At 41.5% G+C, this 13,371-nt stretch carries 10 protein-coding genes; 9 read left to right on the forward strand and 1 reads right to left on the reverse strand.

The annotated features are described in order from the left end of the window. The first annotated feature begins 50 nt into the window (after positions 1-50). From MHH37_RS02940 to MHH37_RS02975, 8 genes are all read left to right on the forward strand, one after another. Positions 51-1,241, forward strand: a complete 1,191-nt coding sequence (locus MHH37_RS02940; protein ID WP_342574919.1) for an acetyl-CoA C-acetyltransferase — start codon at positions 51-53, stop codon at positions 1,239-1,241. Positions 1,242-1,254: 13 nt separating this feature from the next. Beyond that, positions 1,255-2,109: a 3-hydroxybutyryl-CoA dehydrogenase gene (locus MHH37_RS02945; RefSeq protein ID WP_342574920.1), complete on the forward strand. Its 855-nt coding sequence runs from the start codon at positions 1,255-1,257 to the stop codon at positions 2,107-2,109. A 9-nt stretch (positions 2,110-2,118) separates the two neighbouring features. Beyond that, positions 2,119-3,255, forward strand: a complete 1,137-nt coding sequence (locus MHH37_RS02950) for an acyl-CoA dehydrogenase (protein ID WP_342574922.1) — start codon at positions 2,119-2,121, stop codon at positions 3,253-3,255. 203 nt (positions 3,256-3,458) lie between these two features. Continuing rightward, positions 3,459-4,595, forward strand: a complete 1,137-nt coding sequence (locus MHH37_RS02955) for an acyl-CoA dehydrogenase (RefSeq protein ID WP_008404507.1) — start codon at positions 3,459-3,461, stop codon at positions 4,593-4,595. Between the two features lie 3 nt (positions 4,596-4,598). Further along, positions 4,599-5,234 carry a TetR/AcrR family transcriptional regulator gene (locus MHH37_RS02960; RefSeq protein ID WP_342574924.1) on the forward strand — a complete coding sequence of 212 codons (636 nt, stop codon included), beginning with the start codon at positions 4,599-4,601 and terminating at the stop codon, positions 5,232-5,234. Between the two features lie 92 nt (positions 5,235-5,326). Next, positions 5,327-8,569, forward strand: a complete 3,243-nt coding sequence (gene icmF / locus MHH37_RS02965; protein WP_014824736.1) for a fused isobutyryl-CoA mutase/GTPase IcmF — start codon at positions 5,327-5,329, stop codon at positions 8,567-8,569. A 511-nt stretch (positions 8,570-9,080) separates the two neighbouring features. After that, positions 9,081-9,665: a DNA-directed RNA polymerase subunit delta gene (gene rpoE / locus MHH37_RS02970; RefSeq protein ID WP_008404501.1), complete on the forward strand. Its 585-nt coding sequence runs from the start codon at positions 9,081-9,083 to the stop codon at positions 9,663-9,665. 355 nt (positions 9,666-10,020) lie between these two features. Continuing rightward, positions 10,021-11,625, forward strand: coding sequence for a CTP synthase (locus tag MHH37_RS02975; protein WP_342574925.1), 1,605 nt, complete (start codon positions 10,021-10,023; stop codon positions 11,623-11,625). A 344-nt stretch (positions 11,626-11,969) separates the two neighbouring features. Here MHH37_RS02975 and MHH37_RS02980 read toward each other — a convergent pair whose 3' ends face one another. Further along, complete coding sequence (locus tag MHH37_RS02980; RefSeq protein WP_342574926.1) at positions 11,970-12,542, reverse strand: DUF2529 family protein; 573 nt, start codon at positions 12,540-12,542, stop codon at positions 11,970-11,972. Positions 12,543-12,823: 281 nt separating this feature from the next. On the opposite strand from MHH37_RS02980, the gene MHH37_RS02985 reads away from it, so the two are divergent. Next, entirely contained in the window at positions 12,824-13,195 is a 372-nt protein-coding gene (locus MHH37_RS02985; RefSeq protein ID WP_081483462.1) for a response regulator, read from the forward strand. Positions 13,196-13,371: the final 176 nt, after the last annotated feature.

A 13,371-nucleotide genomic window follows, 5' to 3' on the forward strand; every position in this document is an offset into this window, starting at 1 on the left:
GGATGGCGATGTACAAAATTCGGATTAATTCAAACAAAGGGGTGTATGGATTGTCGAGAACAGTCATTTTAGACGGCGCACGAACACCATTCGGTAAATTTGGTGGTGCATTAAGTTCATTAACAGCAAGTGATTTAGGCGGAATTGCAATTAAAGAAGCATTGGTAAAGGCCAATGTATCAGCAGATGAGGTAAATGAAGTCATTATTGGAACCGTATTGCAGGCGGGACAGGGGCAAATCCCTTCACGGCAAGCTGCAACAAAAGCGGGAATTCCTTGGAATGTGAAAACCGAAACAATTAACAAAGTATGTGCTTCAGGCATGCGCAGTGTTACTCTTGCCGATCAGCTTATTCGATTAGGGGACGAAGAAGTAATTGTGGCAGGTGGAATGGAATCGATGTCAAACGCACCGTACTATATGCCAAAAGGTAGATTTGGTTTGCGTATGGGAGATGCTAGTTTAGTAGATGGCATGATTTATGATGGTTTGTCTTGTGCCTTCCATCCGAAACAAGTGCATATGGGCATTTACGGTAATAGCACAGCGAACAAGTTTGAGATTTCTCGTGAACAGCAGGATGCATGGGCGGTACGTAGCCATGAAAAAGCATTGGCGGCAATGGACTCAGGGAAATTTGCAGAGGAAATCGTAGCAGTGGAAATTCCACAGCGTAAAGGCGAACCACTTCGTATTGAGACGGACGAGGCACCGCGAGCAGGGACAACATTGGAAACGCTAACAAAATTAAAGTCGGCATTCAGCAGTGACGGTACAATTACAGCTGGTAATGCTCCAGGTGTGAATGACGGAGCATGTGCACTAGTACTAATGAGTGAAGAAAAAGCACATCAGGAAAACCGTCAGCCACTTGCAACAATTCTCGCGCATGCGGAAGTAGGGGTAGCACCTGAAGATTTCCCGCAAACACCGGGACTTGTAATAAATGAGTTGCTAAAAAAATCTGGCAAAACATTGGAAGACATTGATTTAATCGAAATTAATGAAGCATTCGCAGCGGTTGCTCTTGTAAGCAATCAAATAAGCGGACTGGAAGAGAGCAAAGTAAATGTTAACGGGGGTGCCGTAGCTTTAGGACATCCGATTGGAGCAAGTGGTGCCCGTATTATATTAACACTCGCTTACGAACTGAAGCGTCGTGGGGGCGGTCTAGGAATTGCGGCTATTTGTTCTGGCGGCGGTCAAGGGGACGCGGTATTAATCGAAGTAACAAACTAAGGGGATGAAATAAATGGCAATTCAAAAAGTAATGGTTATCGGCGCAGGGCAAATGGGTTCCGGGATCGCACAAGTTTGTGCACAGGCAGGCTATGAAGTCATTTTGAATGATATGAAGGATGAGTTTTTCGAACGCGGTTTAAATACCATAACGAAAAATTTGGCACGCGATGTTGAAAAGGGCCGTAAAACAGAAGAAGAAAAATCGGCTGTTTTAGCTCGAATTACTAAATCATTGACGATTGAAGATGCAAGAGACGCGGACATTATCATTGAAGCGGCAGTTGAAAACATGGATATTAAACAATCGATTTTTAAGCAGCTTGATGAAATTGCACCTAAGCATGCCATTTTAGCGACGAATACATCGAGTTTACCGATTACCGAAATTGCGGCAGTGACAAAACGTCCTGAGCAAGTAATTGGTATGCACTTCATGAATCCGGTTCCAGTCATGAAGCTTGTTGAAATTATTCGCGGATTGGCAACAGCGGATGAAGTGTATGAAACGGTTGCTGAAATGACAAAGCAGCTGGGGAAAACAGGTGTGGAAGTAAATGATTTCCCGGGCTTTATTTCAAATCGTATTTTATTGCCAATGATCAATGAAGCAATTTATGCATTGTATGAAGGCGTAGCGTCGAAAGAAGCAATTGACGATGTGATGAAAATGGGGATGAACCATCCGATGGGTCCATTAACATTAGCTGATTTTATCGGGTTGGATACATGCTTGTCGATTATGGAAATTTTACACGAAGGACTAGGTGACAGTAAGTATCGTCCATGTCCGTTATTACGCAAATATGTGGCAGCCGGCTGGTTAGGCAAAAAGAGCGGTCGAGGGTTCTACATATACGAAAGCTGAGGGACTTCTATGAATTTACAATTTACTGATGAGCAGTTGATGATGCGTAACATGGTTCGTGATTTTGCTAAAACCGAAATTGAACCGTTTATCGAGCAAATGGAAGCGGGAGAGTTTCCGAGGCATTTGCTGACGAAAATGGGTGAGCTTGGTCTGATGGGAATTACTGCACCTGCTGAATATGGCGGGGCGGAAATGGATTTTACTTCCTACATTATAGCGATTCATGAGCTGTCGAAAGTAAGTGCGGTAATGGGTGTTATTTTATCAGTGCATACTTCTGTCGGCACAAATCCGATATTATATTTCGGCAATGAAGAACAAAAGAAAAAGTATGTACCGAAGCTAGCAAGTGGAGAATCGATCGGAGCATTTTGTTTAACAGAGCCAAGTGCCGGTAGTGATGCAGGTTCACTGAAAACTCGGGCAGTTCGTGACGGCGAACATTATGTGCTGGACGGCGCAAAAGTGTTTATTACAAATGGCGGGGAAGCCGATGTGTATATCGTCTTTGCTTCTACCGATCCGGAAGCAGGTTCTCGGGGGATTTCCGCATTTATCGTAGAGAAAAATACACCAGGTCTGATAATCGGAAAAGACGAGCGAAAAATGGGTCTTCACGGTTCTCGTACAGTTCAGCTTACATTTGAAAACATGCGCGTTCCTGCAGAAAACTTGCTCGGGGAAGTAGGGGATGGCTTTAAAATTGCATTGGCCAACTTGGATGTAGGACGAATCGGCATTGCAGCTCAAAGTTTAGGAATTGCCGAAGCAGCATTGGAAGCGGCAACTGCCTATGCAAAAGAGCGGATACAGTTCGGAAAGCCAATTGCCCAGCAGCAAGGGGTCGGCTTCAAGCTTGCCGATATGGCAACAGCAGTGGAAGCTTCGAAACTGCTTGTCTACCGAGCTGCCAACATGCGCAGTGAAGGGCTGTCATGCGGAAAAGAAGCATCGATGGCAAAACTGTTCGCTTCTCAAACAGCGATGGATACAGCGATAGAAGCCGTACAAATATTAGGCGGCTACGGCTATACCGAAGACTATCCGGTGGAACGCTATTTCCGCGACGCAAAAGTTACACAAATTTACGAAGGCACAAGCGAAATCCAGCGCATCGTTATTAGTAAGCATGTGATGGGATAACGTACTTAAAAATATTGTTGATTGAAGTGGAGGTTCGACTCCAGCGGGAAAAGCACGACGCCTGAGACTAGGAACAAAAGCTAAGAACGCCACGTCCTGTGGCAACGCTTTTGTGACCAACATCCGTGTTGGCCTCGTGCCCGTGGAAAGCGTAACCGTAACGGAAATCAACGGGTAATCTAATTTAAAGGGGATATGGGGATATGAACTTTCAATTATCAGAAGAACACCAACAATTACGCGAAATGATTCGCGATTTTGCAATCAATGAAGTAGCACCAACAGCAGAGCACCGCGATGAGCACGAAGAATTTGACCGCGGCATTTTCGATAAAATGGCCGAGCTAGGCTTAACAGGTATTCCTTGGCCGGAAGAATACGGCGGAGCTGGGTTTGACTACTTGGCATACTGTATCGCAGTTGAAGAATTATCACGTGTTTGTGCATCGACAGGGGTAACATTGTCAGCACATACATCACTTGCAGGCTGGCCGATTTTCAAATTCGGTAACGAAGAGCAAAAGCAAAAATATCTTCGTCCAATGGCAGAAGGTAAGAAGATCGGTGCTTACGGTTTAACAGAGCCAGGTTCAGGTAGTGATGCAGGCGGAATGAAAACATATGCCGTAAAAGACGGGGACGACTATATTTTAAACGGTTCGAAAATCTTCATTACAAATGGTGGAGTGGCAGATATTTATGTCGTATTTGCGGTAACAGATCCGGAAGCGAAAAATGGTACGACTGCCTTTATCGTTGAAGCAGACTATCCAGGCTTCTCTGTAGGGAAAAAAGAGAAGAAACTAGGAATTCGTTCATCTCCAACGACAGAGATTATTTTTGACAACTGCCGGGTACCAAAAGAAAACGTACTAGGTGAAGAAGGTCAAGGTTTCATTATCGCGATGAAAACGCTTGATGGCGGCCGTAACGGAATTGCAGCACAAGCGGTTGGGATTGCACAGGGTGCATTGGATGCAGCGGTTGATTATGCAAAAGAGCGTGTTCAATTCGGCAAGCCGATTACTGCAAACCAAGGGATTTCATTCAAGTTAGCGGATATGGCAACAGAAATTGAAGCTTCACGTTTATTGACGTACCAGGCGGCATGGTTGGAATCAAATGACTTACCATACGGAAAAGCATCGGCAATGGCAAAACTGCTTGCGGGTGATACAGCGATGAAAGTAACGACAGAAGCTGTTCAAGTTTTCGGAGGCTATGGCTATACGAAAGATTACCCGGTAGAGCGTTATATGCGCGATGCGAAGATTACGCAAATTTATGAAGGTACACAAGAAATCCAACGCCTTGTAATTTCGCGTATGATCACGAAATAGCCTATGGCGAAAAATGATAAGCTGCACGTCCAATCGTCAATAAAAGATGAAAATAAAATTATTGCCCGCCGTCAGCAAATTATCGATGCTGGTGTGAAGCTTTTCAAAGAAAAAGGCTTCCACCGTGCAACTACAAGGGAACTTGCAAAAGCAGCCGGTTTTTCTATCGGGACTTTATATGAATATATTCGTACAAAAGAAGATGTTTTATTTTTAGTTTGTGACAATATCTTCAATGAAGTAACGAAATGCTTAACCGATTTCCCGTCCGATTCAAGTACAATCGAAGGTTTGAAACAGGCGATCCGTCATTATTATTTACTAATTGATCAAATGCCTGAGGAGTTTACGATTATGTATCAAGAAACGAAGTCATTGCAAAAAGCTGCGATGCATTACATTCTCGATAAAGAACTTGAAATGGTCGCTATTTTTGAACGCATATTAAAGGACTGTGTGGAGGCCGGTAATTTATCGCTTTCTGAAGATGCAATCTATTTAGCAGCAAACCACATCGTCGTACAGGGGCAAAGTTGGGCATTCCGCAAATGGGCACTGCAAAAACGATACACGATCGATCAATATATAAAATTGCAAACAACAATGTTTTTACAAGGCATTATGCAGTTTGAAAATTAGGAAAGGAGAATCGCCATGTAGAGCAACTAGTTAAACAGTTTGCTTCGCATGGCGATTTTTCATTATTCCAACATAACAAAGGGGTTATTAAAATGGGGAAAACTGAAGTATACAAACCAAAAAATCATATTCGCTTTGTCACAGCATCGAGCCTTTTTGATGGGCATGATGCTTCAATAAATATTATGCGCCGAATTTTACAGTCAAGTGGGGCTGAGGTCATTCATTTAGGCCACAATCGTTCTGTAGAGGAAGTGGTTAATGCTGCAATACAGGAAGATGCGCAAGGGGTGGCACTATCTTCATATCAGGGCGGTCATATTGAATATTTCAAATATATGTACGATCTGCTTCGCGATAAAGGGGCACCACATATTAAAATTTACGGTGGCGGCGGTGGTGTAATATTGCCGCGCGAAATTAAGGAACTGCATGATTATGGCATTGCCGGCATTTTTTCACCGGAAGATGGGCGCCAATTAGGTTTACAAGGGATGATAAACAAAAAGCTTGAAGGTGCAGATTTTTCTACACTAAAAGGAAATTACAAAGAACTTTTAGAACAACTTTCGACTGATACGCCGGAAATTTTGGCGAATTTAATTACAGCTGCCGAAGTTGGCGGGGATGCAGAAATTGAAGAAATGCTGCAACTTGCACGAACTAAAAGCTTAAACACACCGGTTATTGGGATTACCGGTACAGGCGGCGCAGGGAAATCTTCGCTGACAGACGAACTTATCCGCCGATTCCTGCAAGAATTCCCGGATAAGAAACTTGCCATTATATCGGTTGACCCGACAAAACAAAAAACAGGCGGGGCTTTATTAGGTGACCGTATCCGTATGAATGCCATCTTTAATAATCGCGTTTACATGCGCAGTTTGGCAACACGCGGCTCGCATACGGAATTATCAAGTTCGATTGGTGATGTACTCGATGTTGTACGCACAGCAGGATTTGATTTAATCCTTGTTGAAACAAGTGGTATCGGGCAAGGGGATGCTGAAATTACGAAACATACAGACCTTTCGATGTATGTAATGACGAGCGAATTCGGTGCCCCGACACAGCTTGAAAAAATCGACATGATTGATTTTGCGGATTTGATTGCGATCAACAAATTTGAACGAAAAGGTTCTGAAGATGCATTGCGTCAAGTTCAGAAACAATTCCAGCGTTCACGTGAATTATGGGAAGAACCACTTGATCATATGCCTGTATTCGGGACGATCGCTTCGCAGTTCAACGATTTAGGGACGAACTCATTATTTGCGGCTCTTGTAGCGAAAATTAATGAGAAGTTCGGTTTAGATTGGGAAACTTCGTATGAGCAATTTGTGAAAACGCAAAAGCAAAACATTGTTATTCCGAATGACCGTCGCTATTACTTGCGCGAAATCTCGGAAACAATCAGAAATTATCATAAGCATGCAGAACAGCAGGCATTACTGGCAACGAAGTGGTATCAGCTTGAAGGAACGAAAGCACTGCTTCCGGAAAGTGAAACAGCATTAACTGCATCAATTGATTCTTTACTGGAAGGCGTTCAAAATGAATTAACTGCGGAGTCGAAGCGTATACTGAAAAATTGGAATGCATTAAAAGAAGCTTACGCTGGCGACGAACTCATTACGAAAGTGCGTAATAAGGAGATTAAAACCATTTTACGTACCGAGTCTCTGTCAGGCTTGAAGATTCCGAAAGTCGCGTTGCCGAACTTTAAAGATTACGGTGAAATTTTACGCTGGGTGTATAAAGAAAATGTACCAGGTGAATTCCCTTATACAGCAGGTGTTTTCCCGTTCAAACGAGAAGGAGAAGACCCGAAACGTCAATTTGCGGGTGAAGGGACTCCTGAGCGTACAAATAAACGGTTCCACTATTTATCTAAAGATGATGATGCAAAGCGTTTATCGACGGCATTTGATTCAGTAACGTTATATGGAGAAGATCCTCATACACGTCCTGACATATACGGAAAAGTAGGGGAGTCTGGCGTAAGCATCTGTACATTGGATGATATGAAAAAGCTTTATGCAGGCTTCGATCTATGTGCACCTTCTACATCTGTATCGATGACGATTAACGGACCTGCACCAATTATTTTGGCAATGTTTATGAATACAGCAATCGACCAGCAAGTACAAAAGCGTGAACAGGAGTTGGGCCGTACTTTAACGGTGGAAGAATTTACAGAAACACGTGAACAGACATTGCAAGTAGTGCGCGGTACCGTACAGGCGGATATTTTAAAAGAGGATCAGGGGCAAAATACATGTATTTTCTCAACAGAATTTGCACTGCGTATGATGGGCGATATCCAACAATATTTCATCGATCATAAAGTAAGAAATTATTACTCGGTATCCATTTCAGGCTACCATATCGCCGAAGCAGGAGCGAATCCGATTTCGCAGCTTGCATTTACATTGGCAAACGGTTTTACGTATGTTGAATATTATTTAAGCCGCGGTATGAATATCGATGATTTTGCACCGAACTTAAGTTTCTTCTTCTCGAACGGTCTTGACCCTGAATATACAGTCATCGGTCGTGTAGCACGTCGCATCTGGGCTGTTGTCATGCGTGAAAAGTACGGCGCAAATGACCGCTCACAAAAGCTGAAATACCATATTCAAACTTCGGGCCGCAGTCTGCATGCACAGGAAATCGATTTCAATGATATTCGTACAACACTGCAGGCATTGATGGCATTGCAGGACAACTGTAACTCACTGCATACAAATGCATACGATGAGGCAATTACTACGCCTACTGAAGAATCGGTACGACGCGCGATGGCGATTCAAATGATTATTACAAAGGAACACGGCTTATCAAAAAACGAAAACCCGTTACAAGGGGCATTCATTATCGAAGAGCTTACACAACTAGTAGAGCAGGCGGTGCTGGAAGAGTTTGACCGCATGAATGATCGCGGCGGGGTACTTGGTGCGATGGAAACACAATATCAGCGCGGGAAAATCCAAGAAGAATCGATGCACTATGAGCATTTAAAACATTCAGGACAACTGCCGATTATTGGCGTAAACACGTATTTAAACCCGAATCCGCCATCTGAAGAAGCGATCAATAACATGGAGATTGCACGTGCATCTAAAGAAGAAAAAGATCTACAAATTGCAAACTTGGCAGGCTTTAAAGAAGCGAATGCGGACAATAGTCAAAAAGCGCTAGATCAATTAAAGGAAGTCGCAAAAACAGGCGGCAATATTTTTGAAGAACTAATGGAAACAGTTAAAGTAGCAAGCCTTGGCCAAATTACTCAGGCCCTCTATGAAGTAGGCGGCCAATACCGCCGTAATATGTAAGGGATAGATTTGTTGTTGGCAGCTTGCAGAAAACAACTTAATAACTAGCCTTTTTTACTTAGTTATTTGAAAAAAAAGCAAAAAAATGAACTTAGAATACCACGAGTGCGGAAATTTTCGTTATACTAGTAAATACATGGACGATCTGATGAAGGAAGGTGCGCAATAGTGCAACAATATGTACATTATATTTTAATTTTAGCATGCCTAATTGCAACCTTCTTTTTATATAACCGACAATTAGCAGCAATCCCTTTGCTGCTTTTATCCTTTATTTTATTTTATGTTGCCTATAAAAAAGTAACAAATTTAAAAAACAAGAAATGAAACTAGCATAGTGATAGCATGTTTGTATATAATGGGTATTATGCTTATATCCATCCAGTTGTTGTACAAGCAACAGCAGAACGGGTATAAGATCTTCGGCAGATGGTAAGGATTTGGAAGACGAATCCAGACGCAATTACGCCGAGTCGTAATTGATAAATAGACATGTAAGGATGGAAAGGACGTGCACGATTTGAACTTTCGTGGTATGACAGATGAACAATTAGCAGAAGAGTCATTAATCGACTTAGCATACGCACTATTAGAAGATAAAAAACAAGCAATGCCATTAAATGAATTATTAAAAGGTATTCAAGCATTAAATGGGATTTCGGATGAAGATTTAAAATCACGTTTAGTGCAATTTTATACTGACTTAAACGTAGAAGGCCGTTTTTTATTAAACCAAGAAAATGGCTGGGGTTTACGTGAGTGGTATAAAGTAGAAACAATCGAAGAAGAAACAGCGCCAACAATTAAGACACGTAAGAAGAAAGCAAAAGCTGTTGACGACGAAGATGAAGATGAAGTTATCGACCTTGAAGAAGAGGATGTTTTATTCGAGGAAGATTACGATGAATTCGTTGACGACGAAGAAGAAGAGGAAGAAGTGGATGAGGACATCGACTTCGTTGAAGAAGACATAGAAGAAATCGATCCTGACATCGATGAAGAACTAATCGATGAAGATGATACATTTATTATCGAGGATGATGATGAAGAAGAAATAGATGAAGAGTTAGACGAAGAAGACGAAGAGTTAAAATAAGTATTTTCACATTGGAAATTGAAAGTGCTTGACTTCTATTTCAGTTCCGTATAATCTTTTACTTGGGCTCCTTTAAAAAGGAGATTGACCGTATAAGTTATACGCTCCCCCTGCAAAATAGTGCAGGAGGAGCGTTTTTTATTTTTTCTGGCGTTTTTATCCCGCATTAACGGGTGATAAGATTCCGCGGGAGATCAACTCCCCGTAAAATCCAGATTGGTTCAACTAATAATCCGAGGGGATGGGCTAAAATCCCCAATGATTGGTAGTTTCACTTTATTAGAAAAACATTCCCTTGCATTTAGGAAGCAATAGAGTGTTTTTCTAATTTGTTTTAAAAGAAGGAGGAATTTGTATGACAAAGTATATTTTCGTAACAGGTGGGGTAGTTTCATCACTTGGTAAAGGGATTGTAGCAGCATCATTAGGTCGTTTATTAAAAAATCGTGGATTGGAAGTAACAATTCAAAAATTTGATCCATATTTAAATATTGATCCAGGTACAATGAGCCCTTACCAGCATGGTGAAGTATTCGTTACAGATGATGGTGCAGAAGCGGACTTAGACTTAGGTCACTATGAGCGATTCATCGATATTAATCTTGGTAAACACTCAACTGTTACTTCAGGTAAAGTATATCAATCGGTATTAAATAAAGAGCGCCGCGGTGACTACAATGGTGGTACAGTTCAAGTAATTCCTCACGTAACAAATGAAATTAAAGACCGTGTACAACGTGCTGGCCGTGAAACTTCTGCTGAAGTTGTTATTACGGAAATCGGTGGTACAGTAGGTGACTTTGAATCACTTTCATTCCTTGAAGCGATTCGTCAAATGCGCCGTGATTTAGGCCATGAAAATGTAATGTACATCCACTGTACATTAATGCCTTATATTGCAGCCGCTGGTGAAATGAAAACAAAACCGACACAGCACTCTGTTAAAGAGTTACGTTCATTAGGTATTCAGCCAAATATTATAGTATTACGTACAGAACAACCAGTGCCGCAGGACATGAAAGAAAAAATCGCGTTATTCTGTGACGTAAAACCTTCTGATATTATCGAATCACGTGATGCAGAACATTTATACGAAGTTCCATTAAATCTTCATGCACAAGGCTTTGACCAAATCGTTCTTGATCATTTCGGTATTACAGCGCCGAAAGCAGATATGACAGATTGGAAAGAGCTTGTACATTTAGTGAAAAACTTGGAGCACAAAACACGTATCGCTTTAGTAGGGAAATACGTAGAATTGCAAGATGCTTATATTTCAGTTGTTGAAGCATTAAAACATGCAGGTTATGTATACAATTCGGATATCGAAATCGACTGGATCAATGCTGAGCATGTTACAGCGGAAAATGTTGATGAGTTGTTAGGACAAGCAGACGGTATTTTAGTACCAGGTGGTTTCGGCGACCGTGGTGTTGAAGGGAAAATCGAATCTATCCGTTATGCACGTGAAAACGATGTACCGTTCTTCGGTATTTGCCTAGGTATGCAAATGGCGACAGTAGAATTTGCGCGTAATGTTATGGGCTTGGAAGGCGCACATTCAACAGAACTGGACAAAAACACGAAGTATCCGATTATCGATTTCTTACCAGATCAAACAGAAGATACAGATATCGGCGGAACATTACGTCTTGGTTTATATCCATGTAAATTAAAAGAAGGATCTCGTGCACGCGCGGCTTACAATGGTGAAGAGTTAGTATACGAACGTCACCGTCACCGTTACGAGTTCAACAATGAATTCCGTGAAGCAATGGAAGCGGAAGGTATGGTATTCTCAGGATTATCTCCTAACAACAAATTAGTAGAAATTGTTGAACTACCAGAGAAGAAATTCTTTGTTGCGGGTCAGTTCCACCCGGAATTAATTTCACGACCACAACGTCCACAACCATTATTCCGTGAGTTTGTTGGCGCAGCATTTAATAATAAAAAATAAAGAGTTGGGGCAAAAGCAGTTCCAAAATTAAAAGCAGCTCAATTTTACGATAGTAAAGTTTGAGCTGCTTAATTTGTATACCTAATTTGTATCCATTGTTCTCCGTTACGGCGGACGCTTTCCTGGGGGCACGAGGCCAACACGATGTTGGTCACAAAAGCGTTGCCACAGGACGTGGTGCTCCTAGCTTTTGTTCCAAGTCTCTCCCACGTGCTTGTCCCCTGGGAGTAGCCGCCTTCACTCCGAACAACTAATTTTCCTTCTATATCAAAGAAAGGCGCATATAAATTCAAAAATACAAAAGACGACCCCCATACCAGTATGGATTAAGAGTCGCCAATAATTTATGCGAATGGTGATGGATGGCCGTCCATTAATTCGTCATCCTCTTCATCATCGTCTACGAGCATTTCATCGAATTCCATCTTAATTGCTTCATAAATATATAAAGCTGCTATAAGATGCGGAAAAACGATGCGTTCGCCGAGCTTTGTCGGATGCGGTAAAATGCCGCCACGCACTTTTAATGAAATATACGTATAAGCAAGGTCGCTTAAAGGATTGTCGTCACTGGCCACTTCACTTGCGACAGCCGCAAATGGAATGAATTCTGCATGCAGTTGCTGTGCGAGCTTTAATGCTTGTTCATCTGTAGCATGACGCGTAAAAATAATTACACGGTCAGCAGGCATTAGTTCGACCTCTTCTGTATAACGTGCAAATTTAGTGAATGTACCTGCACCAAGCTCTGCATTTACCGCAACAGCTTCCATTTCACCAAATGCCGCAAAGTAAATTGTTCCTTGTCCGATTGCTGCCTGTGCCAATAATCGTGCAGTTTCCTCAATTGTTTCTTCTTCAGTTTGCTGTATGCGCTGTAGAAGGCCTGTTAATTGCGTAGTTAAAATTTTAGACATATTTACACCTCAAAGTTATTATAAAATTGTGCACATAAAAAAGCAAAAGCACAAACTCTCTCTATAAAAGAGGGGAAATCAATTTAGTAATAGAATGTAACTTATATAAAGTGAAACTTCAATCAGTGGGGTTTTCTTGCCCACTGATTGTTAGTTGAACCGATCGGGCATTTATGGGTAGTTGAGTTACCGCCTATCCTTTTCGCACTTGAGAAGTCTAGAGGCGGGAGTCTTACTACCCGTTAATGCGGGATAAATTATTATTGTAATGGGGGATCACATTGAAGGGGATACTAATAGTAGATGATCAGCAGGGGATAAGGATGCTTCTAAATGAAGTGTTTAAAAAAGAAGGATTTACGACTTATTTAGCGGCAAACGGTTTTGATGCAATAAAAATTGCACAGGAAAATGAGCTCGATTGTGTTCTACTGGATATGAAAATACCCGGAATGGACGGTCTGGAAATTTTAGCACGTTTGAAAGAAGAACACCCGGAGCTGCCTGTAATGATGATGACTGCTTATGTTGAACAGCATATGATGGACACTGCAAACGAATTAGGTGTGTTGAAATACTTTACAAAACCTTTTAATATTTTTGAAGTACGTGATGAAGTTAATAAACTAGTAGAAAAGGCTGAAAAAATATAAATGAAACAGGCGAGCAGGCAGTAGCGCATACTGTCTGTTTTTGTTATGATTAATCTAAATGTTTTTGTCAATTCATGTGATTTTGCATAGAATAGACGATGAAAAAAATACTTAAAAAAAGCATTTTGCGCAAACTATGTTTTTCTAGCAGCAAACTATTTATGTATCTTCGAGGA

It is taken from the genome of Solibacillus sp. FSL K6-1781, assembly GCF_038630735.1.
In the GTDB taxonomy this organism is placed as follows: Bacteria; Bacillota; Bacilli; order Bacillales_A; family Planococcaceae; genus Solibacillus; species Solibacillus silvestris.